The 23,752-nt window shown below is 71.2% G+C and carries 18 protein-coding genes; 13 read left to right on the plus strand and 5 right to left on the minus strand.

The genetic code is table 11. The features are described 5' to 3' along the window. Nucleotides 1-64: 64 nt before the first annotated feature. The gene (gene ggt, locus SSP08S_RS29440; protein ID WP_026178930.1) at nt 65-1,867 is read left to right on the plus strand and encodes a gamma-glutamyltransferase; all 1,803 of its coding nucleotides are present in this window, start codon (nt 65-67) and stop codon (nt 1,865-1,867) included. Here ggt and SSP08S_RS56155 read toward each other — a convergent pair. Then, entirely contained in the window at nt 1,851-4,427 is a 2,577-nt protein-coding gene (locus tag SSP08S_RS56155; RefSeq protein WP_043259770.1) for an ATP-dependent Clp protease ATP-binding subunit, read from the minus strand. The two genes, ggt and SSP08S_RS56155, sit on opposite strands and share 17 nt — an antisense overlap. Before the next feature lie 114 nt (nt 4,428-4,541). Continuing rightward, nucleotides 4,542-5,312, minus strand: a complete 771-nt coding sequence (gene map / locus SSP08S_RS29450) for a type I methionyl aminopeptidase (RefSeq protein WP_019071242.1) — start codon at nt 5,310-5,312, stop codon at nt 4,542-4,544. 32 nt (nt 5,313-5,344) lie between these two features. Between map and SSP08S_RS29455 the strand changes: the two genes are divergently transcribed. The 9 genes from SSP08S_RS29455 (at nt 5,345) to SSP08S_RS29495 (ending at nt 16,792) form a co-directional block, all read left to right on the plus strand. Further along, nucleotides 5,345-5,596 (plus strand): helix-turn-helix domain-containing protein, encoded by a 252-nt coding sequence (locus SSP08S_RS29455; protein WP_019071243.1) that lies wholly within the window; start codon nt 5,345-5,347, stop codon nt 5,594-5,596. 166 nt (nt 5,597-5,762) lie between these two features. Next, complete coding sequence (locus tag SSP08S_RS29460; protein ID WP_026178931.1) at nt 5,763-7,634, plus strand: hypothetical protein; 1,872 nt, start codon at nt 5,763-5,765, stop codon at nt 7,632-7,634. A 159-nt stretch (nt 7,635-7,793) separates the two neighbouring features. Next, complete coding sequence (locus SSP08S_RS29465) at nt 7,794-8,636, plus strand: nitrilase-related carbon-nitrogen hydrolase (RefSeq protein WP_019071245.1); 843 nt, start codon at nt 7,794-7,796, stop codon at nt 8,634-8,636. Continuing rightward, nucleotides 8,633-9,919: an aspartate aminotransferase family protein gene (locus tag SSP08S_RS29470; RefSeq protein WP_019071246.1), complete on the plus strand. Its 1,287-nt coding sequence runs from the start codon at nt 8,633-8,635 to the stop codon at nt 9,917-9,919. Before SSP08S_RS29465 ends, SSP08S_RS29470 begins: the two co-directional genes overlap by 4 nt. Before the next feature lie 27 nt (nt 9,920-9,946). Then, a complete protein-coding gene (locus SSP08S_RS29475; protein ID WP_019071247.1) occupies nt 9,947-11,509 on the plus strand; it encodes a PucR family transcriptional regulator in 1,563 nt (520 codons plus the stop codon). A gap of 155 nt (nt 11,510-11,664) precedes the next feature. Continuing rightward, nucleotides 11,665-12,507: a nitrilase-related carbon-nitrogen hydrolase gene (locus tag SSP08S_RS29480; RefSeq protein WP_019071248.1), complete on the plus strand. Its 843-nt coding sequence runs from the start codon at nt 11,665-11,667 to the stop codon at nt 12,505-12,507. A 127-nt stretch (nt 12,508-12,634) separates the two neighbouring features. Then, on the plus strand, nt 12,635-14,038 hold the full coding sequence (hydA, locus tag SSP08S_RS29485; RefSeq protein WP_019071249.1) for a dihydropyrimidinase: 1,404 nt from the start codon (nt 12,635-12,637) through the stop codon (nt 14,036-14,038). 11 nt (nt 14,039-14,049) lie between these two features. Continuing rightward, the gene (locus tag SSP08S_RS29490; RefSeq protein WP_019071250.1) at nt 14,050-15,069 is read left to right on the plus strand and encodes a TIGR03842 family LLM class F420-dependent oxidoreductase; all 1,020 of its coding nucleotides are present in this window, start codon (nt 14,050-14,052) and stop codon (nt 15,067-15,069) included. Nucleotides 15,070-15,244: 175 nt separating this feature from the next. Then, nucleotides 15,245-16,792 (plus strand): NCS1 family nucleobase:cation symporter-1, encoded by a 1,548-nt coding sequence (locus SSP08S_RS29495; RefSeq protein WP_019071251.1) that lies wholly within the window; start codon nt 15,245-15,247, stop codon nt 16,790-16,792. 27 nt (nt 16,793-16,819) lie between these two features. Here the strand turns inward: SSP08S_RS29495 and SSP08S_RS29500 are convergent, their stop codons facing one another. Then, nucleotides 16,820-17,491, minus strand: coding sequence for a hypothetical protein (locus SSP08S_RS29500; RefSeq protein ID WP_026178933.1), 672 nt, complete (start codon nt 17,489-17,491; stop codon nt 16,820-16,822). A gap of 163 nt (nt 17,492-17,654) precedes the next feature. Continuing rightward, a complete protein-coding gene (locus SSP08S_RS29505) occupies nt 17,655-18,650 on the minus strand; it encodes a carboxymuconolactone decarboxylase family protein (protein ID WP_019071253.1) in 996 nt (331 codons plus the stop codon). Between the two features lie 166 nt (nt 18,651-18,816). On the opposite strand from SSP08S_RS29505, the gene SSP08S_RS29510 reads away from it, so the two are divergent. From SSP08S_RS29510 to SSP08S_RS29520, 3 genes are read left to right on the plus strand one after another with little or no spacing between them, the layout of a single operon-like run. Then, nucleotides 18,817-19,932 carry a sensor histidine kinase gene (locus tag SSP08S_RS29510; RefSeq protein WP_019071254.1) on the plus strand — a complete coding sequence of 372 codons (1,116 nt, stop codon included), beginning with the start codon at nt 18,817-18,819 and terminating at the stop codon, nt 19,930-19,932. Beyond that, nucleotides 19,929-20,636 carry a response regulator gene (locus tag SSP08S_RS56160; RefSeq protein WP_019071255.1) on the plus strand — a complete coding sequence of 236 codons (708 nt, stop codon included), beginning with the start codon at nt 19,929-19,931 and terminating at the stop codon, nt 20,634-20,636. The genes SSP08S_RS29510 and SSP08S_RS56160 overlap by 4 nt, the downstream gene beginning before the upstream one ends. Beyond that, complete coding sequence (locus tag SSP08S_RS29520) at nt 20,633-21,454, plus strand: class I SAM-dependent methyltransferase (RefSeq protein WP_019071256.1); 822 nt, start codon at nt 20,633-20,635, stop codon at nt 21,452-21,454. The genes SSP08S_RS56160 and SSP08S_RS29520 overlap by 4 nt, the downstream gene beginning before the upstream one ends. Before the next feature lie 22 nt (nt 21,455-21,476). Here SSP08S_RS29520 and SSP08S_RS29525 read toward each other — a convergent pair whose 3' ends face one another. Beyond that, nucleotides 21,477-23,660 (minus strand): alpha-galactosidase, encoded by a 2,184-nt coding sequence (locus SSP08S_RS29525; protein WP_019071257.1) that lies wholly within the window; start codon nt 23,658-23,660, stop codon nt 21,477-21,479. Between the last annotated feature and the right edge of the window lie 92 nt (nt 23,661-23,752).

Consider the following 23,752-nt stretch of genomic DNA (forward strand, 5'->3'; position numbering starts at 1 on the left):
GCGGTCTGTCGGGGCCCGTGCCAGGTGGATACGCTGCGCGGACGGTTCTGGACTGGAGGTACGGATGCGTCGCCCTGTGGCACGGAAACTGTCGGTCCTGGCGGTCTCGGCCGCCGTGGTGTCGGTCGGGGCAGCGGCCCCACCCGCCGCGACGAGCAGCAGCACACCGACGAAGGTTCCGGTCGCCGTCGGCTACGGCGGCGCCGTGGCGAGCGTCGACGCGGACGCCACCGCCGCCGGTATCGAGGTCCTCAAGAAGGGTGGCAACGCGGTCGACGCGGCCGTCGCCACCGCCGCCGCGCTCGGCGTCACCGAGCCCTACTCCTCCGGCATCGGCGGAGGCGGCTACTTCGTCTACTACGACGCCAAGTCCCGTACGGTGCACACCATCGACGGCCGCGAGACCGCGCCGCTGACCGCCGACTCCAACCTCTTCGTGGAGAACGGCAAGGCCCTCGCCTTCGCCGACGCCGTCAGCAGCGGCCTCAGCGTCGGCACCCCGGGCACGCCCGCCACCTGGCAGACGGCCCTCGACCAGTGGGGGAGCAAGAAGCTCGGTACGGTCCTCAAGCCCGCCGAGCGGATCGCCAGCGACGGCTTCACGGTCGACGACACCTTCCGCACCCAGACGGCGGCCAACGAGACCCGCTTCCGCTACTTCCCGGACACCGCCAAGCTGTTCCTGCCGGGCGGCGCGCTGCCGGTCGTCGGATCGACCTTCAAGAACCCCGAACTCGCCGCCACGTACAAGGAGTTGGGCAAGAAGGGGATCGGAGACATTTATCGCGGTGCCCTCGGCAAGGACATCCTCGCCACGGTCAACACCCCGAAGGTGGACGCGAGTTCGGGCTGGAACGCCCGCCCCGGCAAACTGGCCGCCGAGGACCTCGCGGCCTACCGCGCCAAGCTCCAGGCGCCCACGAAGACGACGTACCGCGGACTCGGCGTCTACTCCATCGCGCCCTCCTCCTCCGGCGGCACGACCGTCGGCGAGGCCCTCAACATCCTTGAGAAGACGGACCTTTCGAAGGCCAGCGAGGTCCAGTACCTGCACCACTACATCGAGGCCAGCCGGATCGCGTTCGCGGACCGGGGGCGCTGGGTCGGCGACCCCGCCTTCGAGGACGTACCGACGAAGGAACTCCTCTCGCAGAAGTTCGCCGACTCACGCGCCTGCCTCATCAAGGACGACGCGGTGCTCACCAGCCCGCTGGCCCCCGCCGACCCGCGCAACCCGACCGCCTGCACCGCCACCGGGACGGCCGCCCCGACGACCTACGAGGGCGAGAACACCACTCACCTCACCGTCGCCGACAAGTGGGGCAACGTCGTCTCCTACACGCTCACCATCGAGCAGACCGGCGGCAGCGCGATGACCGTGCCCGGGCGTGGCTTCCTGCTCAACAACGAGCTGACCGACTTCTCCTTCACCCCGGCCAATCCGGCCGTCCACGACCCGAACCTCCCGGGTCCGGGCAAGCGCCCGCGCTCGTCGATCTCGCCGACGATCGTCCTCGACAAGCACAACAAGCCCGTCGTGGCGCTCGGTTCGCCCGGTGGCGCGACCATCATCACGACCGTGCTGCAGACCCTCACGGAGTTCCTGGACCGGGGGCTTCCGCTGGTCGACGCGATCGCGGCGCCGCGCGCGAGTCAGCGCAACGCGGCCAACACGGAGCTCGAACCGGCGCTCTACAACAGCGACTTGAAGACCCAGTTGCAAGCTATCGGGCACTCCTTCACCTTGAACCCGGAGATCGGGGCGGCGACCGGTGTGCAGCGGCTGCCGAACGGGGAGTGGTTGGCCGCCGCGGAGAAGGTACGGCGCGGTGGCGGCTCGGCGGCGGTGGTCAATCCGGCGCCGTAGACGGTGAGTCGGAGGCGGGCGGGATCGTATCCGCGGCGGGCGGTGTCGTGTCCGTTCGGAACGCGAGCCGCCCGTCCTCCACGTCCACCGTCACCCGGCCGCCCTTCGCGATGCGGCCGTCGAGGAGCAGCCGGGACAGCTGATTGTCGACCTCGCGCTGGATGGTGCGGCGCAGCGGCCGGGCGCCGTACTCGGGCTGGAAGCCCTGCCGGGACAGCCAGTTGACCGCCGGGTCCGTGAACTCCACCGTGATGCCCTGCGCGTGCAGGAGGCGGCGGGTGCGTTCCAGCAACAGGTCGGTGATCAGCCGGAGTTGCTCGGCGGTGAGCTGGCGGAAGACGACGATCTCGTCGATGCGGTTGAGGAACTCGGGGCGGAAGTGCTCGCGCAGCGGGCGCAGGATCTGCTCGCGCCGGGCCTCCTCGTCCGCGTCGGCGCCGCCGGGCCCGAAGCCGATCCCGGCGCCGCGCCGGGTGATCGCCTCGGAGCCGAGGTTGCTGGTCATCACGATCACCGTGTTGGTGAAGTCGACCGTGCGGCCCTGCGCGTCGGTCAACCGGCCGTCGTCCAGGACCTGGAGGAGGATGTTGAACACGTCCGGGTGGGCCTTCTCGACCTCGTCGAGGAGGAGGAGCGAGTAGGGGTGTCGGCGTACGACCTCGGTCAGCTGACCGGCCTCCTCGTGGCCGACGTAACCGGGCGGGGCGCCGACGAGACGGCTCACTGTGTGCCGCTCCTGGTACTCGCTCATGTCGAGGCGGACCATCCGGTCCTCGCTGCCGAACAGGGCTTCGGCGAGGGCGCGGGCAAGTTCGGTCTTGCCGACGCCCGTTGGGCCGAGGAACAGGAAACTGCCGATCGGCCGGTCCGGGCTGGCCAGCCCCGCGCGGGAGCGCAGCACCGCGTCCGACACGACCCGCACCGCCTCCTCCTGGCCGACGACCCGCCGGTGCAGATGCTCCTCAAGACCGAGCAGCCGGTCCTTCTCCTCCGCGGTGAGACTGCTCACCGGGATACCGGTCTGCCGGGACACGACTTCGGCGATCGCCTCGCCGGTGACCTCCAGGTCCTGGCCCTCGTCGCCCGTGTCCTCGCCGCCGGCCTCCGTCAGCCGTACCTTCAACTCGGCGATACGGTCCCGGAGTTGGGTCGCCTTCTCGTAGTCCTCGTCGGCCGCTGCCTGGTCCTTGTCGCGGGAGAGCTGTTCCACCTCGCGCTCCAGGGCCCGTACGTCCGTGCCCTTCGTGCGGGCCCGCAGCCGTACCCGGGCGCCCGCCTGGTCGATCAGGTCGATCGCCTTGTCGGGCAGGCGGCGGTCGGTGAGATAGCGGTCGGAGAGTTCCACGGCGGCCACCAACGCCTCGTCGGTGTAGCGGACTTGGTGGTGTGCCTCGTAGCGGTCGCGCAGTCCGCGCAGGATCTCGATCGCGTCCGCGACGGTCGGCTCGGGCACCAGGATCGGCTGGAAGCGGCGGGCCAGTGCCGCGTCCTTCTCGATCCGGCGGTACTCCTCCAACGTCGTAGCGCCCACGATGTGCAACTCGCCCCGGGCCAGCGCCGGTTTGAGGATGTTGCCGGCGTCCATCGAACCGCTCTCGCCGCCACCGCCCGCGCCGACCACTGTGTGCAACTCGTCGATGAACACGATCAGTTCGTCCGAGTGGGCGCGGATCTCGCCGACGATGTTCGTCAGCCGCTCCTCGAAGTCGCCCCGGAAACGGGTGCCCGCGACCACGCCCGTCAGGTCCAGGGCGACCACCCGCCGCCCGGTCAGCACGTCCGGGACGTCGCCGTCCGTGATGCGCTGGGCGAGCCCCTCCACGATCGCGGTCTTGCCGACGCCCGCGTCGCCGATCAGCACCGGGTTGTTCTTGCCGCGCCGGGACAGCACCTCGATGGTCTGCTCGATCTCCTCGTCGCGGCCGATCACCGGATCGATACGACCGTGCCGGGCCAGGTCGGTGAGATCGCGGCCGTACTTGTCGAGGGTCGGAGTGCCGGTGGGGCGGGGCTGGTCGGTGCGCGGCAGGGCGCCGTCCGGTGCCTCGGGCGGCAGGCCCGTGGGGGCGTAGCGGGCCGCGTTCAGGATGTGGCCGGCGGCGGAGTCCGGGTTCGCGGCGAGGGCCCCGAGCACGTGCTCGGGGCCGATGTAGCCGGCGCCGCCCGCCCTCGCCAGGTCGTGCGCGTCCAGGAGGGCGCGTTTGACGGCGGGGGTGAGGTTGAGGGACGTGCCCTCCGGGGGTTGGACCGGTCCCGAGCGCTCGTCGATCTCCGCCGCGAGGGAGTCGGGGTCCGCGCCGGCGCGGGTGAGGAGGCCGCGGGTGGGCTCCGCGGAGAGGGCTGCGCGGAGGAGGTGCTGGGTGTCCAGGTCGTGGCTGCCGTGTTCCGCGGCGTACTGGGCTGCGCCTCGGACGAGGTCCCTGGCCGGTTGGCTGAGGAGTCGGCCTATGTCCACTTGGCGTGGACCGGGGCGGGCGGCTCCGCGGGCGGCTCCGCCGAAGAACCGGGCGAAGAAATCTTCGAAAGGGTCGTTTTCGGGAGATATGTAGCCGCTGGTCATCAATCCACCATGGCACGGGCCACTGCGTGGGGCATGCGCAAGTTTGGGTTGTTGTGCGGGCGCGGGTGCGTTGTGGCTGGTCGCGCAGTTCCCCGCGCCCCTGGGTGGGACCGCTTACCGGCGCTCGGTCAGCACCCTGGGCCCTGCATCCGTAATCGCCACCGTGTGTTCCACGTGGGCCGCCCTCGAGCCGTCGTTCGTGCGGAGGGTCCAGCCGTCGGGTGCCTCGTGGTAGCCGTCCTTGCCGCTCGCGATCAGCATGGGCTCGATCGCGAGGGCCATTCCGTGGCGGAGGGGGAGGCCGCGGCCGGGGCGGCCCTCGTTCGGGACGCCGGGGTCCTCGTGCATCTGGCGGCCGATGCCGTGGCCGCCGAAGCCCTGGGGGATGCCGTAGCCGGCCGTACGGCACACCGTGCCGATCGCGTGGGCGATGTCGCCGATGCGGTTGCCCACGACGGCCGCCGCGATGCCCGCCGCGAGGGCGCGCTCGGCGGTGTCGATCAGGCGGACGTCGGCGGGGCGCGGTGTGCCGACGGTGAAGCTGATCGCCGAGTCGCCGGCCCAGCCGCCCAGCTTCGCGCCGAAGTCGATCGAGACCAGGTCGCCGTCGCGCAGCCGGTAGCCGTCCGGGATGCCGTGCACGATCGCGTCGTTCACCGAGGCGCAGACGACCGCAGGGAACGGGGTGGGCGCGAACGAGGGGCGGTAGCCGAGGAAGGGCGAGGTCGCGCCCGCCCCGCGCAGTACGTCGTGCGCCAACTCGTCCAGTTCCAGCAGGGATACGCCCACGTCGGCGGCCTTCTTCACGGCCGTGAGGGCGCGGGCCACGACCTGGCCCGCCTCGTACATCGCATCGAGAGACGTGTCCGTCTTGAGTTCCACCATGCCAATTACTATACCGGTATTAGAATGACGGCATGGTACGCACCCCTCTCACCCCCGAAGAGCGCGAACGCGGCGAACGACTGGGCCGGCTGCTCCGCGAGGCCCGCGGCGGCCGGAGCATGACCGACGTGGCGGCGCACGCGGGCATCTCGGCGGAGACCCTCCGCAAGATTGAGACCGGCCGGGCGCCGACACCCGCCTTCTTCACCGTCGCCGCGCTCGCCGACGCGCTCGGGCTGTCCATGGATCAACTCGTGGTCAGGTGTGCGCCGTTGGCGGCCTGAAACGGGTGGCTGACACGGCGAATACGGTGGAACCCGGCGGGCGCACAGGGCGGAGGCGTAGGCTCCGAACTCTCTGCGCCCGGCTCGAAAAGCTTCCGTAGCCGCGTCGTAACACAAATGGTGTTTTCTACGGACCGGAGCATTCCGGTCTGGCGGGAGTTGGAGCATGGCTGTGGATCAACTCCCCGGACAGGTGCGGGAGTTCGCGAACTACCTCGACCGGCTTCTGGCGCGCCTCGACCAGGGCGGGGGCTGGTGCGGGGTGTTCTGGCAGCGCGATCCCGATGGTATGCAGGCCTGCCTGGGCGGACGTGAGATACCGCCCTGGGACGTCGTGGAGGCGCTGCTCCAGGACCTCGCCGCCGAGTACGGCCCCGGTGTCGCCGCCCAGGAGAAGGAGCGGGCCCGCGCCCTGCACGCGGCGGCGCTCGCCGCGTTCGACGCCCGGCCCGGCAGCCGGGACGCCCTCGGTGACCGGCTCGACGTGATGCTCCGCGAGCAGAAGTACGCCGCCGAACGGCAGGCGGAACTGGGGCGGTTGCTCGGCGCCGCCACCACGCAGGAGGAGGCCGACGCCCTCCGCCTCGACCTCGCCTGGGCCCACGACGACCACGAGCGCGCCACCGCCCGCTGCACCGAACTCCGCGCCCGCATCGAGGAGTTGGACAAGCGCGTCCACCTCCGGGGTGGCGGTGCGATCCACCGCGACCGGCACGGCAACGTGTTCCGGGTCGACGACACCTTCCAGGACCAGGCCCAGGACGGCCGGTCCGGCGGGGCGGATCCGTACGGTTCGTACGGCAACGGCCCGGCTCCCCATCGCCTGCCCCGCCAGCGCGACACCGAACAGAGTCCCGGCAGCGGTCCGCAGGGCGGCTACGGCGGCCCGGACAACTCCGGAGGAGGGGCCTACGGCGGCCCCGATCCCCTGCGTCACGACGAGGGCGTCCGTGAGGCGCGCCGCGGCTACGGCCCGGCGGGCGACCCGACGGGCATCGACCGCACCGAATCCCACCCCGCGCGCCGCGACGACAGCGCCCCCGACGCGCGCCGCGGCTACGAGGACTTCGAGCGCGCCAACCCCGGCTACGGCAGCCCGGCCCCCCTGCGGGACGACTTCCCGAGCCCCGCCGCCGCTCCCGCGCCCGAGCCCTCCGACTGGCCCGCGACCGACGCCGCCGACTGGCCCGCACCCGAGGCCACGCGCTCCGCCGCCTTCGACCCCGCACAGCCCGAGGCCCCCGAGCCCACGCAGTCCACCGACCCCGCCCCCGACCCCGAAGCGGCCCCCGCCCCCAAGCAACGCAAGCGCCGCCGAGGCAGCGCCCGCTTCGCCGGCATGACTGAGGACGACGCCGCTGCCGCCGCCCCGGCCCCGGACCCCGCAGCGGCCGTACCGGAGCTGCCGACCCCCGCGTCCACCGCCCGCCGCACCCCGCGCGGGGCCCGTTTCGCCGGGGCGGCGCGGCCGGCCGAGCGGACGCAGCCGAAGCGGGAGGCGCTGGACGCCGAGGCGCGGCAGGCCACCGTGGAGGCCGTGCAGCGGCTCGTGGGGCTGCGGCGGGAGGGCCGTAGCGGCGAGGCGCACGCGCTGCTCGCCGAGGCCGCGTACTGGCCCGCCGCGCGCTTCCCGCTGCTCGCGGCCGAGCTCCAGCGCGCCGGGCTCGGCGCGGACTGGGCGACCCTGCTGTGGGAGGCCGCCTCGCTGCCCGCCGACCGGCTGGTCGGCGCGGCGGACGCGCTGGTCGCGGCGGGCCGTACGGCGGACGGCGAGCAGATCCTGCGGCAGGGCGTGGCCCGCCCGGCCGAGGAGATAGGCGAGGCGGTGCTCGCGCTCGTCGCCGAGGGCCGCCGCCGCGAGATCATGGCCCTGCTCGACGCCTACGTCCGCGTCCGCACCCCCGAGGAGGCGGCCCGCAGCGTCGCGGCCGACCCCCAGCAACTCGTCCCGCTGCTGGTGGAGGCGGCCCGGGGCGTCTCGGACGAACGTCACTGGGACCTGGTCCACGCCCTCCGGGTCGCGGGCTTCACTGCCTGACCGGCCCATCGACTCGCCCACCGGAGTGTGAAACGCGATCGACTCCGCGGGTTAACGACGATGGTCTTGGCAAGGCTCCTCCGGAGGCTTACGTTCATGCCTCTACGGCCTTTGTCTACGGGCGTAGAGGCTCTGACGTCCCCGTCGAAGGAGCAGCTCATGGCCAACGTCGTACGCGCCGCTCTGGTCCAGGCCACCTGGACCGGCGACACCGAGTCCATGGTGGCGAAACACGAGGAACACGCCCGCGAGGCGGCCCGCCAAGGGGCCAAGATCATCGGGTTCCAGGAAGTGTTCAACGCCCCCTACTTCTGTCAGGTCCAGGAACCGGAGCACTACGACTGGGCCGAGCCGGTGCCCGACGGGCCGACCGTGCGTCGTATGCAACAGCTCGCGCGCGAGACCGGCATGGTGATCGTCGTCCCGGTCTTCGAGATCGAGCAGGACGGCTTCTACTACAACACCGCGGCCGTGATCGACGCCGACGGCACCTTCCTCGGCAAGTACCGCAAACACCACATCCCGCAGGTCAAGGGCTTCTGGGAGAAGTACTACTTCAGGCCGGGCAACGCCGGCTGGCCCGTCTTCGACACCGCCGTCGGCAAGGTCGGCGTCTACATCTGCTACGACCGCCACTTCCCCGAGGGCTGGCGCCAACTCGGCCTCAACGGCGCCCAGTTGGTCTACAACCCGTCCGCCACCTCGCGCGGCCTCTCCGCCTACCTCTGGCAGCTGGAGCAGCCCGCCGCGGCCGTGGCCAACGAGTACTTCATCGCCGCGATCAACCGGGTTGGACAGGAGGAGTACGGGGACAACGACTTCTACGGGACGTCGTACTTCGTCAACCCGCGAGGCCAGTTCGTCGGCGACGTCGCCAGCGACAAGGACGAGGAACTCGTCGTCCGCGACCTCGACTTCGGGTTGATCGAGGAAGTCCGCCAGCAGTGGGCGTTCTACCGCGACCGTCGTCCCGACGCCTACGAAGGGTTGGTGCAACCGTGACCAAGGATCTGCTGGGACGGCACAAGGCCGTGCTCCCGGACTGGCTCGCCCTCTACTACGACAACCCGCTCGAGATCACGCACGGCGAGGGCCGGCACGTCTGGGACGCCGAGGGCAACAAGTACCTCGACTTCTTCGGCGGCATCCTCACCACGATGACCGCGCACGCGCTCCCCGAGGTCACCAAGGCGGTCAGCGAGCAGGCCGGGCGGATCCTCCACTCGTCCACGCTCTACCTCAACCGCCCGATGGTCGAACTCGCCGAGCGCGTCGCCCAGTTGTCCGGCATCCCCGACGCCCGCGTCTTCTTCACCACCTCGGGCACCGAGGCCAACGACACCGCCCTGCTGCTCGCGACCTCGTACCGGCGCAGCAACCAGATCCTGGCCATGCGCAACAGCTACCACGGCCGCTCCTTCAGCGCGGTCGGCATCACCGGCAACAGCGGCTGGTCCCCGACCTCGCTCTCTCCGCTCCAAACGCTCTACGTCCACGGCGGTGTGCGCACGCGCGGACCCTACGCCCACCTGTCCGACGCCGAGTTCATCGCCGCCTGTGTGGCCGACCTGAAGGACCTGCTCGGTCACGTCCGTCCGCCCGCCGCCCTCATCGCCGAACCCGTCCAGGGCGTCGGCGGGTTCACCTCCCCGCCCGACGGCCTGTACGCGGCCTTCCGCGAAGTCCTCGCCGAGCGGGGCGTGTTGTGGATCGCCGACGAGGTGCAGACCGGCTGGGGCCGCACCGGCGACCACTTCTGGGGCTGGCAGGCCCACGCGCAGAACGGTCCGCCGGACATCCTCACCTTCGCCAAGGGCATCGGCAACGGCAGCTCGATCGGCGGTGTCGTCGCCCGCGCCGACATCATGAACTGCCTGGACTCCAACAGCATTTCGACCTTCGGCGGCACCCAGATCACCATGGCGGCGGGCCTCGCCAACCTCACCTACCTCCTGGAGCACGACCTCCAGGGCAACGCCCGGCGCGTCGGCGGCCTCCTCATCGAGCGGCTGCGGGCCGCCGCGGCGAAGCATCCCGGCGTACGGGAAGTGCGCGGACGCGGACTGATGATCGGCGTCGAGCTGGTGAAACCGGGCACCGACGAGGCCGATCCGCAGGCCGCCTCCGCCGTGCTCGAAGCGGCCCGCGAGGGCGGGCTGCTGCTCGGCAAGGGCGGTGGCCACGACACCAGCGCCCTGCGCGTCGCCCCGCCGCTGTCCCTCACCGTCGCGGAGGCCGAAGAGGGCGCCGCCATCCTCGAACGGGCTCTGGCGAGCACGCAGTAACAGCAGTACGAGCAAGGGAAACGCGTTATGGCCACCACCCTCGACCCCCTGGAACCCGCTCTGTCGGTCCGTCAGGTCCTCGCCCTGGAACGGGTGCTGGCCGGGGAGCCCGAGGTGGTGGCCGGCGCGAGCCAGCTCGACCGCGCCGTGCGGTGGGTGCATGTCGCCGAGGCCGCCGACGTCGGCGTGATGCTCAGCGGCGGCGAGATGATCCTCACCACCGGAGTGCTCCTCGCCGGTGACGAGGGCGCCCAGGCCGAGTACATCCAGTCGCTCCACCGCGCGGAGGCATCCGCCGTCGTACTCGGTCTCGGCCGCGCCTTCCCCGCCCCGCCGGACGTGATGCGCCGCGCGGCCGAGCGGTGCGGGCTGCCCATGGTGGTGCTCCACCGGCCCTTCCCCTTCGCGGAGTTGACGGAAGAGGTCCAATCCCGCCTGGTACGGCGGAAGTTCGCCGCCGTCAGCCTCTCCGAGGCCGTACGGACCGCGCTCACCGCACTCATCACCGGCGGCGCCCCGCTGCAGAGCCTGCTCGACGAGGTCGCCGCGCACAGCGCCTGTCCCGTGGTCGTCACCAACCTCGCCCACCGCGTCCTCGCCACGGCGGGGGAGCGGTCGGCGGTGGACGACGTGCTGCGCGACTGGGAGCGCATCTCCCGCCAGGCCGGCGGCAGCGAGGGCGACGGCTGGATCCGCGCCGAACTGGGCGGACGCGGTGAGCGCTGGGGCCAGATCATGCTGTGCGGCCACCGCGGCGACACCGCCACCGGCCGCCTCCTCGCCGACCGCGCCGCCGAGGCCCTCGTCCTGCACCGCATGCTCGGCGGTTCCTCCCACACCTGGGAGGAACAGTCCGCGCAGAGCCTGCTCACCGACCTGGCGAGCGGAGTCGTACCGGCCCGCCAACTCCTGCCCCGCGCGCGGGCCGCAGGCCTGCCGGTCAACCGGCGCACCTTCGTACCGATGGTCGTACGCGACGGCGACACGGCCCAACTGGACCGGGTGCTAAGGCTGTTGGGCCTGCCCGGGCTCGTCGCCGAACTGGCCGACGGCGTCACCGCCGTGCTGCTCAGCCTGCCCCGCGACCAGGACGCGGACGCCCTCGCCGCGCACTTCGCGAGCCGGCTGCGCACCGAGTCCGGGGCGTTGAAGGCGGTCGTGGCCGCCGCGGGGCAGCGCACCGTCTGGGACGACGTGCCCGCCGGCCTGCGCGAGGCACAGCACGTCGCCGACGCCGTGGCCGACTCCAGCGACGCCCTCGAACTCCCCACCGTCGTACGCCTCAAGGACGTCCATCTGCGCGGCCTGATCAGGCTGCTCAGGGACGACCCGCAGGTGCAGTCCTTCGCCGAGCGGGAGTTGGACGGGCTGCTGTGCACGGCCGACGAGGACCTGCTCGCCGTACTGCGCACATATCTGGCCACCGGCCGCAACAAGTCGCGCACGGCCCAGCTCCACCACGTCTCACGGCCCGCGCTGTACCGCCGGCTGGAGGCGATAGAGGGCCGGCTCGGGGTGGACCTCGACGATTTCGAGCAGGCCGCGTCGGTGCACATCGCGCTCCTCGCGCACGACGCGCAACAGGGGTGAAACATGGGACTACCTGCGAAAACGGCGGTGAAACATGCGGCCAAGCGAGGGTGACACCGTGGAACGCCGCGCGCCCGCAGACGTGACACCGTGCAACTCAAAGACACGTTCCGGACTTCCTAGGCTCCTCGCACACCTAGCGACCGGAGGTCCCGATGAGCACCGTGATTCGTGCCGCCCTGTTCCAGACAGCCTGGACGGGCGACAAGGAGTCCATGATCCAGGTCCACGAGCAGGCGGTGCGCGACGCCGCCGCGCAGGGTGCTCAAGTCCTGTGCTTCCAGGAGCTGTTCTACGGACCGTACTTCTGCCAGGTCCAGGACAAGGCGTTCTACGAGTACGCCGAGGCGATCCCGGACGGCCCGATCGTCAAGCGCTTCCAGGCGCTCGCCAAGGAACACGGCATCGTCCTGGTCCTGCCGATGTACGAGGAGGAGCAGCCCGGCGTCCTCTACAACACGGCCGCCGTGATCGACGCGGACGGCTCCTACCTCGGCAAGTACCGCAAGCACCACATTCCCCAAGTCCCCGGATTCTGGGAGAAGTTCTACTTCCGCCCGGGGAACAGCGGCTGGCCGATCTTCGACACCAAGGTCGGCAAGATCGGTGTCTACATCTGCTACGACCGGCACTTCCCGGAGGGCTGGCGTGCGCTGGGCCTCGCGGGCGCGGAGATCGTCTTCAACCCGTCGGCGACCTCGCGCGGCCTCTCCGCCTACCTGTGGCAGCTGGAGCAGCCCGCTGCCGCCGCCGCCAACGAGTACTTCGTCGGCGCCATCAACCGGGTCGGTGTCGAGGAGCTCGGCGACAACGACTTCTACGGCACGACCTACTTCGTCGACCCGGAGGCCCAGTTCGTCGGCGAGGTGGCCAGCGACAAGGAGCCCGAACTGGTCGTCCGCGACCTGGACTTGGCCAAGCTGCGGGAAGTCCGCGACCGCTGGCAGTTCTACCGCGACCGCCGCCCGGACGCGTACGGCCCGCTGACCGCACCGTAAGCAACCCGCGCCCCTCTGGAGGGCGCAGCCCTTCCAGAGGGGCGCGGGGAACTGCGCGACCAGCCCCCACGGACCCGCACCCGACAACCCAACGACCCGCACCCGACGACAACCCAGCGGAGTCAAAATGAGCACCCGTACCGTCATCCGCGGCGGCCTAGTAATCACCGCGTCCGACGAACTCCACGCCGACGTCCTGATCGAAGACGGCCGCATCGCAGCCCTGGCCACCTCCGGCACCCCGACGGCCGACGCCTGGACCGCCGACCGGGTCATCGACGCCACCGGGAAGTACGTCATCCCGGGCGGGGTCGACGCCCACACCCACATGGAGATGCCGTTCGGCGGCACCAAGGCCGCCGACACCTTCGAGACCGGCACCCGGGCCGCCGCCTGGGGCGGTACGACGACCATCGTGGACTTCGCGATCCAGAGCGTCGGCGGCGCCCTCCGCGAGGGCCTCGACGCGTGGCACGCCAAGGCCGAGGGCAACTGCGCCATCGACTACGGCTTCCACATGATCGTGTCCGACGTCAACGAGGACACCCTCAAGGAGATGGACCTGCTGGTCGAGGAGGGCGTCACCTCCTTCAAGCAGTTCATGGCCTACCCGGGCGTCTTCTACAGCGACGACGGCCAGATCCTGCGCGCCATGCAACGCGCCGCCGACAACGGCGGGTTGATCATGATGCACGCCGAGAACGGCATCGCCATCGACGTACTGGTCGAGCAGGCGCTGGCCCGCGGCGAGAGGGACCCCCGCTACCACGGCGAGGTCCGCAAGGCCCTCCTCGAAGCCGAGGCCACCCACCGCGCCATCAAGCTCGCGCAGGTCGCCGGCGCCCCGCTCTACGTCGTGCACGTCTCCGCGATGGAGGCGGTCGCGGAGTTGGCCAAGGCGCGCGACGAGGGCCTGCCCGTCTTCGGCGAGACCTGTCCGCAGTACCTGTTCCTCTCCACCGACAACCTCGCCGAGCCCGACTTCGAGGGCGCGAAGTACGTGTGCAGCACGCCGCTCCGCCCCAAGGAGCACCAGGCCAAGCTCTGGCAGGGCCTGCGCACCAACGACCTCCAGGTGGTCTCCACCGACCACTGCCCCTTCTGCTTCGTGGGCCAGAAGGAACTGGGCCGGGGCGACTTCTCGAAGATCCCCAACGGCATGCCGGGCGTCGAGAACCGCATGGACCTGCTCCACCAGGGCGTCGTCGACGGGCACATCAGCCGCCGCCGCTGGATCGAGATCGCCTGCGCCTCCCCGGCGCGGATGTTCGGCCTCTACCCGAAGAAGGGCACCATCGCCCCGGGCGCCGACGCCGACGTCGTCATCTACGACCCGCACGCCGAGCAGACCGTCTCCGCCGAGACCCACCACATGAACGTCGACTACTCGGCCTACGAGGGCAAGCGCCTCACCGGCCGCGTCGAGACCGTCCTCTCGCGCGGCGAACTCGTCATCACCGAGCGGGAGTACACCGGGCACGCGGGCCACGGCGTCTACACCCCGCGCTCCACCAGTCAGTACCTCAACTAGGAGTGGCGCACATGGACTTCGGACTCGTCCTGCAGACCGACCCGCCGGCCTCGCGGGTCATCAGCCTGATGAAGCGCGCCGAGCGCAACGGCTTCACCTACGGCTGGACCTTCGACTCCGCCGTGCTGTGGCAGGAGCCGTTCGTGATCTACAGTCAGATCCTGGCCAACACCACGAAGTTGACGGTCGGCCCGATGGTCACCAACCCGGGCACCCGCACCTGGGAGGTCACCGCCTCCACCTTCGCCACCCTGAACGACATGTTCGGCAACCGCACGGTCTGCGGCATCGGCCGCGGCGACTCCGCGATGCGCGTCGCGGGCCGCACCCCGAACACCCTGGCCCGGATCAGCGAGGCCATGAAGGTCATCAGGGCGCTCGGCTCCGGCCGGGAGGCTGACCTCGGCGGCACGGTCATCAAGTTCCCCTGGGCCAAGGAGGACGCCCAACTCCCGGTCTGGATGGCCGCGTACGGCCCCAAGGCCCTGAAGATGACCGGCGAGGAGGCCGACGGCTTCATCCTCCAGCTCTCCGACCTCTACCTCACCGAGTACATGGTGAAGGCGGTCAAGGACGCGGCCGTCGCCGTCGGACGCGACCCGTCCGAGGTCAAGATCTGCGTCGCCGCGCCCGCCTATGTCACCGAGGACGACTCCCCGGAGGCGCTAGCCCACGCGCGCGACCAGTGCCGCTGGTTCGGCGGCATGGTCGGCAACCACGTCGCCGACCTCGTCTCCAAGTACGGCGAGCACTCCGCCGCCGTACCCGAGGAACTCACGGACTACATCAAGGCCCGTGAGGGGTACGACTATTCGCACCACGGCCGTGCCGACAACCCCGACACCGCCTTCGTGCCCGACGAGATCGTCGACCGGTTCTGCATCATCGGATCGGCCGAGAAGCAGATCGAAAAGCTCAACGCCCTGCGCGAGCTGGGCGTCGACCAGTTCGCCGTCTACGACATGCACGACGCGCAGGAGGCCACGATCGACGCATACGGCGCGACGATCATCCCGGCCGTCAACGCCTGACGCACACCCGCGCCACCGCTCAACTCCCCGTCCCCCCACTCCAGTTCTCCCCCTCCCCACCGTCCTGGGGAGGGGGTGGCGGGGCCGGGGAAGGGCAAGCACGCACCCACCCTTCCCCGGCCCCGCCAAGCCCCCGCACGGCCTTTCCGGACCCACCTCATTGATTGGCCTGCCCATGACCGACACCGCTCCCACGGCCATAGAGCCGACCGCTCAAGTAACCCTCGCCGACGGGCGGGTGGAGATCGCCCCCGGGTCCCCGCAGCCCAGCGGGCCGTACGCCAACGACGATCTGCTCCCGGTTCCCGTCGAGAAGCGCACCTGGACCACGTACAACTTCTCCGCGCTGTGGGTCGGCATGGCCCACAACACGGCTTCCTGGACCCTGGCCTCGGGGCTCATCGCCGTGGGCATGGACTGGAAGCAGGCGGTGTTCACCATCGCCCTGGCCAACCTGATCGTGCTCGTGCCCATGCTGCTCACCGGGCACGCGGGACCGAAGTACGGCATCCCCTTCCCGGTCTTCGCGCGCGCCTCGTTCGGTGTGCGCGGCGCCAACCTCCCCGCTGTCGTACGGGCGTTGGTGGCCTGCGGCTGGTTCGGCATCCAGACCTGGATCGGCGGTGAGGCGATCTTCTTCCTCGCCGGCAAGCTGATCGGGGACAGCTGGGCCAACGCCTCGCACATCGGCGGGTACGCCTGGACGATGTGGCTGTCGTTCGCGCTGTTCTGGGCGCTCCAAGTGGCCATCATCTACCGGGGCATGGAGACGATCCGCCGCTTCGAGAACTGGGCGGCGCCCTTCGTCCTCGTCGGCGCGTTCGTGATGCTGTGGTGGATGAGCAGCAAGGCCGGCGGCCTCGGCCCGCTCTTCGACCAGCCCTCCAAGCTCGGCTGGGGCGGCAGCTTCTGGAAGCTGTTCTGGCCCTCGCTGATGGGCATGATCGGCTTCTGGTCCACGCTGTCGCTGAACATCCCCGACTTCACCCGCTACGGCAAGAGCCAGAAGGCCCAGACCTGGGGCCAGGCCCTTGGTCTGCCGACCACCATGACCCTGTTCGCGTTCCTGTCGGTGCTCGTCACCTCCGGTTCGCAGGCCGTCTACGGCAAGGCGATCTGGGACCCGGTGCAGCTGGCCGCCAAGACGGACAACGTGGTCGGTCTGCTCTACGCGCTGGTGACCGTCCTGGTGGCGACCCTCTCCGTGAACATCGCGGCCAACCTGGTCTCGCCCGCCTTCGACTTCTCCAACATCGCGCCCCGGAAGATCAGCTTCCGCACCGGCGCCCTGATCACCAGCGTCCTCGGCGTGCTGATCTTCCCGTGGAAGCTGTACTCCGACCCGCAGGGCTACATCTTCACCTGGCTCGGTCTGGTCGGCGGTCTGCTCGGCACGGTCGCCGGCATCCTCATCGCCGACTACTGGATCCTGCGCCGCGGCAAGCTCGACCTCACCGACCTGTACAAGGCGGGCGGCCGTTACTGGTACGACGGCGGCTGGAACTGGCGGGCCGTCGTCGCCTTCCTGGTCGGTGGCGTACTCGCCGTCGGCGGCGCCGACTTCCACCCGCTGATCGACGGCCGTCCCATCCCGGCCCTGTCCTCCCTCGCCGACTACGGCTGGGCGGTGGGCCTGGGCACGTCGATGGTCCTCTATGTGGGGCTGACGCTGCTGACCCGGAAGGAGCCGGCGCCGCAGGAGCCGACGCCCGTCGAGGCGTAGGACTCGTCTGGTCGGAGGGCGCCGGGGCTAACTGGCCTTGGCGCCCTCCAGCGCGGTCACCGCTTCCTTCGCGGCCTTGATCGCGCCCTTGTTGATGACGTCCGTGCTCGGCGCCTTCTTGTTCTCGAAGTCGCTGCCGTTGTACGTGATGGTCACCAGCGCGTTGCCCGCGCGGACGACGACCGTGCCCTCACGCGTCTGCTGCTTGTCCTCTGTGGTGAGGTTCACGATGGAGTAGGCCGCGTCCCCGAGCCCGGGCACCACCCCGCCGCCGCTCTTCTCCGTAGTCGTCTCGGTGTACGACTTTTTTGCCGCTTCGTCCGATTCCGTGATCTCGTACGACACGTCGAGCCAGCGGTAGTCGTACCCCTTGAGCGCGTTCCACGAGCAGGTGCGGCGCACCTTCGTGTCCGTCGACGGGATCTCCTTGCCGGCCGTCTTCGCGCCCGGCACCAGTGACTTGAGCGTCGCCGCCGTCACACTCCCGCACGGGGCGGGGGACGTGGAGTACGCCTTGACCGCGGGCGCCGTCGAAGGCGCCGAGGACCCGGACGAGGAGTCGGACTCGGGCGTCGCCTTGTGATCGGCGGTCGTCGTCGCGGCGAACGGACCGGACGTCAGGGCCCAGCCCATCGCGGCGAGCACGACGACCGGCGACAGACGCGCGGTGAGAGCGAGCGGCAGAGGAAGAGAACGCAAGTCGCACTTCTCGTGGGGGAAGGGTGCGGAGCGGGTCCGCACTGCGGACGGGGACGCCAGTGTCACATGACTCCCTGTGAGGCGGAAGTATGAACTCGCTCCGTGCCTGTGCGGTGACAGTGCCTGACTGTGGACGCGTTGTGTGTCCTCTTATGTCCACCGCTCAGGTGCGGGCGGCGGGCACCCGCATCGTCGTCTCGATCCGTTCGACGGCGGCGAACGCCCCGTACGCGACGAGCCGCACGAGACTCGCGTCACTCCGCGACGGCTCCCGCCAGGCGGCCACGTCCTCCTCCGTTATCCGGTACGGCGCGAGCGCGGCCAGCACCGCCAACCGCGCCGCCGGCCGCTCCCGCCGGTTCGGGAAGCCGCGCAGCACGACCGGCGGATGTCCCCCGTCCCAGGCCCACAGCGTCTCCCGTACGAGGGTCAGGTCGTCCGTGTCGAGAAGGTCCGCGCCCGCGAGCGCCGCCGTGCGCAGGGCGTCGTAGGCCGGGCCCACCGGGGTTCCGGCCGCCCAGTCCGGGCCGGGGCCCGGCGTGTCCAGGAGGGGGAGTGCCGCTCCCGGTACGGCGCTGCGGCGCACGGTGCGGGCCACGCTGCGGCCGGCCAGGCTCCGTACGGCCCGGAACCGCTGGGCGTTGCCCGGCAGGAGCTGCTCGGTCAGCAGGGCCGACACGGTGCGGTTGATGAAGTGGAAGGCGAGGGCGGTGCCGAGGTAGGCGGGCGCCTGCCCGGCCGGGAACGGGTACGGCGTCAGGGCGGCGCCCGGGATCCTGGTGCGGCGGCCCCAGTCGAGCACACGGGCGTGCTCCTCGTGCTCCGGTGTGCCGCCGCGCGCCAGGTGCTCGGCGAGGGCGTGGTCGCCGGTGGCGTGCAGCAGGACGGTGTGCGCGTCCGCGCAGAACGGGCACTTGTTGGCGAGCGAGACACCGAGGGCGGCCAGCTCCTTGCCGGTACGGCTGCCGTCGCCCGCGATCAGGGACTCCCGCATCAACGCCCAGGCGGGCGCGAGGAGTTCGGGCGCGGAGGACAGGACCACGAAGGTCGGGGGCCGCTCTATTCCGAAGTCGACGGCGATCTGGTCGAAGACCTCGGCGGTGCGGCCGGTGGCGGACTTCGGCGACGGGGGCCGGGTGTGGCGGAAGGGTGTGGTCATGGCAGTAGCGTGCGCCGCCCGGGTGCCTCCGGTCGTCGTACGGTCGAAGGGAGTTGACGCTGCGTCGGCCGGGTGGCGTGGACCCGGAAAGTACTGCGTGGGGAGTAGTCCAGGAGTTGTCCACAGGGCTGACGACCGTGTCGGCGCGGCGGTCTACTGTGCGGTCATGAGCGGGTACCCGGTCGATGTGACCCCACGCAGGCGCCTCGCCGACGCTTCCCTCGCGGTCGTGATCGGCGCCCTCGTCATGACCCTCGCCGCCTTCGACGCGGACACCACGGCCGTCGACTACGCGCTGATCGCCCTGGCCTCGGCGGCCCTGGCGTTCTACCAGACGGCTCCGCGCGCGGTCCTCGTCGTGGCCACGGTGGCGGAGGCGGCCTACGTCCTGCACGCCCACCCGGGGCCGGTCGCCGGTCTGCCCGTGCTCGCCGCCATGCACACGGCGGCCCGCGCGGGACACCGCGGCTGGGCGGCCGGGGCGGGCGGGCTGTTCCTGGCCGCGTACTTCGCGACGGGACCCACGACCCAGCAGGTGGTCGAGCGGACCGCGCTCATCGCCGGCTGGTTCCTGTGCGCGGTGGTCACCGGCCTCGCCGACCGCAACTGGCAGGCGTATCTGCGCCAGACCGAACAGCGCGCCCTGGAGGCCGAACGCACCCGTGAGGAGGTCGCGTTGCGCCGCGCGGGTGAGGAACGCCTGCGCATAGCGCGGGAGTTGCACGACTCCCTCACCCACAGCATCTCGATCGTCAAGCTCCAGGCGGGCGTCGCCGTCCACCTCGCCCGCAAGCGCGGCGAGGAGGTGCCGCCCGCGTTGCTCGCCATCCAGGAGGCGGGCGGCGAGGCGATGCGGGAACTGCGGGCCACCCTGGAGATCCTGCGCACCACCGAGGAGCCCACCGGCACCCCCGAGCTGCTCGTCGAGCGGGCCTGCGCGGCCGGACTCGCCGTCGAACTCGCGGTGACGGGCGAGGAGCGCCCCCTCGCGGCGACGGTCGACCGCGCGGTGTACCGCATCGTCCAGGAGGCCCTGACCAACGCGGCCCGGCACGCGGGCCCGGCCAAGGTCAGCGTCCAACTCGACTACGGCGACGAGGACTTGACGATACGGGTGGAGGACGACGGGGCGGCCGACCCCGGCTGCCCGCCGAAGCCGGGCATCGGCCTCACCGGTATGCGCGAGCGCGTCACGGCCTTGGGCGGCACCCTGCACACCGCCCCGCGCGCGGAGGGCGGCTTCGCGGTCCGGGCCGAACTGCCCCTGGGGGAGGCGGGATGATCCGGGTCGTGGTCGTCGACGACCAGGCACTGATGCGCGCGGGCTTCCGCGCCCTCCTCGAAGCCGAGGACGGCATCGAGGTGGTGGGCGAGGCGGCCGACGGCGAACAGGGCGTGGCCCTCGTCCGCGCGCAACTGCCCGACGTCGCGCTCATAGACGTACAGATGCCGGTCATGACGGGCATCGAGGCGACCCGCCGCATCGCCGCCGACCCCGCCCTCGCCGCGGTCCGGGTCGTCATCCTCACCAACTACGGCCTGGACGAGTACGTCTTCGAGGCGCTCCGCGCGGGCGCCAGCGGCTTCCTCCTGAAGGACACCGATCCCGCGGACCTGCTCCAGGCGATCGACATCGTCGCCGCCGGCGAGGCCCTCCTCTCCCCGTCGATCACCCGCACCCTCATCGGCGAGTTCGTCTCCCGGCCCCCCGACCGCTCCACCGCCACCGGCCTCGAACACCTCACCCGCCGCGAACGCGAGGTCACCGCCCTGGCCGCCCGCGGCCTCACCAACGAGGAGATCGCCGCCCACATGGTCATCAGCCCCTTCACGGCAAAGACCCACATCAGCCGAGCCATGACCAAACTCGGCGCCCGCGACCGGGCCCAACTCGTCGTGTTCGCCTACGAGTCGGGCCTCGTGACGGCTCGCGCAACGGAATCCCGTTGCGGGGCGGAGACACCAGATCGCAGTCTGGGGCGATGACCGAGACGACACGCGCACAAGGCCCTGCCGTCCGCGAGGAGATCCTCGCCTACTACGCCCGCGGCGAGGAGGACGGCCGCCTCAGACAGGGCTCCGACCGGCTGGAGTTCTGGCGGACCCAGGACGTATTGCGGCGCCTGCTGCCCGATGCCCCCGCGAAGGTGCTGGACGTCGGCGGCGGCAGCGGCATCCACGCCGAGTGGCTCGCACGGGACGGGTACGGGGTCGAACTCGTCGACCCCGTACCGCTCCATGTGGAGCAGGCGGGCCGGCTGCCGGGGGTCACCGCCCGTGCCGGGGACGCCAGGGCGCTGCCCGCCGAAGACGCGTCGTACGACGTGGTGCTGCTGCTCGGGCCGCTCTATCACCTGCCCGAACGGGCGGACCGCGTACGGGCGTTGGGGGAGGCGCGTCGTGTCGTGCGACCGGGTGGGCTGGTGGTCGCGGCGACCATCAACCGGTTCGCGGGACTGCACGACATGCTCAGGCAGGAGCTGTACTTCACCGACCCGCACCGCGCGCTGGTCGACCGAGAGATGGAAGAGGGACGCCACGACTCCGAGGACGGCGGCCACTTCACGACCGCCTACTTCGCCCAACCCCACGAGGCCCCCGAGGAGTTCGAGGAGGCCGCACTCACCGTCGACGGTCAGTACGGCCTCGAAGGCGTCGCCTGGCTGATGGGTGGCATCGAGGACTGGCTGGACGACCCGGACCGCCGCGAGGCCGTCCTGGTGGCCAGCCGCCACATCGAGCGCGAGCCCACCCTGCTCGGCACCAGCGGTCATCTGCTCACCGCGGGCAGACGGCCCCGCTGACCGCCCGCCTCGCCGCGTCCGGTCAGCGGGCCGTCCTCGTGAGTTCGAGAAGCAGGGCCTGCTCGGGGTTGAGGTTCGGCAGGGGCAGGCCCGCGACGGTGAGCAGTGAGCCGGGGAGGGACAGGCCGTCGGCGAGGGCCGCGGACAGCCAGGCCGGTTCCGTGATCTCGTGGAACGACGGGAGGCCCAGTTCGGTGCGTACCCGTACCCGGTACGTTGCCTCGGGGGTGAGGCCGGGCAGCTGTACTCGCCCGTACTGGCCCTCGGGGGACGTGGTGAGCCGTGCCCAGCAGTACAGCGCGGCCGAGCCGTCGTGGGCCACGACTCCGTGGAGCAGGGTCGACTCGTCGGTGAGGTCGGCGCGGATCGTGCGGCCGCCGTGGAGCAGGGGGCGGAGTTCGCGGTGGAGGGCGGTCCAGGCGGTGAGGCGGGCCAGTTCCTCGGAGGAGCAGCGAGTCAGGTCCTGTTCGATCCCCGCATGGCCGAACAAGGCCGTGGTCAGGCGGAGTTGGTCGGAGCTGACGCGGTTCGTGGTGTGGCTGGTGCGCGGGCCCACGTGGGTGCCGACCAGTTCCGGGGGCAGTAGTTGCGCGGTCCAGCGCTGGATGGTCTGGCGTTCCACCGGGTCGTTGCAGTCCGAGGCCCAGACCCGGTCGGTCCGCTCCAGGATGCCCAGGTCGATCCGTCCGCCACCGGCGGCGCAGCTCTCGATCTCCAGGGCGGGGTGGCGCTCCCTGAGGGCGTCCATCAGCCGGTAGAGGGCCACCACCTGGGCGTGCGCCACGGGACGGTCGGCGGCGGAGTGCACGGTCTCGTGGAGTTCCCGGTTGTGGTCCCACTTGAGATACGCGATGGCGTACTTCTCCACGAGTGCGTCCAGCGCGTCCAACAGGTACTGCCAGGCATCCGGGTTGACCAGGTCCAGCACATGCTGGTGGCGGGCCGCCGGGCCGACCCCGCGGGCGGGGCCCAGCACCCAGTCGGGATGCTCGCGGGCCAGGTCGGAGTCCAGGTTGATCATCTCTGGCTCCACCCACAACCCGAACTCCATGCCGAGCGAGCGCACATGGTCCACCAGCGGGGTCAGCCCCTCGGGCCACACCACCGGGTCGACGGTCCAGTCGCCAAGGCCGGCGTCGTCCGAACGACGGCCCCGGAACCAGCCGTCGTCCAGCACGAACCGCTCGACACCGACCTCGGCGGCCCGGTCGGCGAGCCGTAGCAGCCGCTCCAGGTCGTGGTCGAAGTACACCGCCTCCCAGCTGTTGAGGATCACCGGGCGGGGGCCGCGCGGATGCGTGGGGCGGGCCCGGAGGAGGGTGTGGAAGCGGTCGGCGAGCCCGTCCAGGCCCTGCTCGGACCAGGCGAAGTGACAGACCGGAGCGGTGTACGACTCACCGGGCGCGAGCCGGATCTCCCCGGCCCGCAGGAGTTCACCGCCGCCGAGCACCCCCGCATGGGCACCCGCGCCCTCCGGCAACTGCTCGGCCAGATACCGCTGGTCGCCGCTCCAGGCCACATGGACCGCCCAGATCTCCCCGTCGCGGAAACCGAATCCTGGCACGCCCACCGCCATGACGTACGGCGAGTCCACTCCCGGCTTGCCCCGCCGCACCTCACGGGCATGGGTGCCGAAGCCCAGCGGCCGCCGCTGAGGTGACCGCTCCCGGCTCCACTTGCCGGTGAAGTCGAGGACCTCGGACGCCCGGCGCGGCAGCGGCAGCAGCGTCGTGACGCCCGCCAGGTCGTACGGCGCCGGGTCGGCGTCAGGCCGGCGGGTGAGCGTGGTCCGTGCGCCCAGTACCCCCGAGGGCTCCAGGCGGTAGGAGAGCGTGACGTCGAGTCCGGTGCCGGGGTCGGTAAGGTGAAGGGTCAACTCCCCGCCCGTAGAACGTGGTTGGTACGAACTGTCGGTCAGGGTCAGGCGGGGCGCGGCGAACGCGCCGGCGGCATGGCCCTCCTGGGCGGGGGTGCCGGACCAGGCGTCGGCCTCGGTGGGCCAGACGGTGAACCGGCGCGGGATGTCGACGGAGTTGTTGAGCACGGCGGGTTCGCCGGTCAGGGCGAGCGCGGCCAGGGCGTCCTGCGTGAGGTCGCCCAGGTCGGCCCCCCAGTGCAGCACCCTGGGCACCGGCTCGGTGAGCTCCACGACGAGGGCGGTGCCCGCCGCGCGCAGGATGTGGATCCGCGCCGTGGTGTCCGGCATGAACAGTCCTTTCCGAGCGCCCGGTGCCACCGGACGGGCCCGGCTCAGTGGGCCCGTCCGGCGGCCGGACAGGGAGTGCGGAGGAGGGGTGG

It is taken from the genome of Streptomyces hokutonensis, from assembly GCF_000376565.1.
Lineage (GTDB): Bacteria > Actinomycetota > Actinomycetes > Streptomycetales > Streptomycetaceae > Streptomyces > Streptomyces hokutonensis.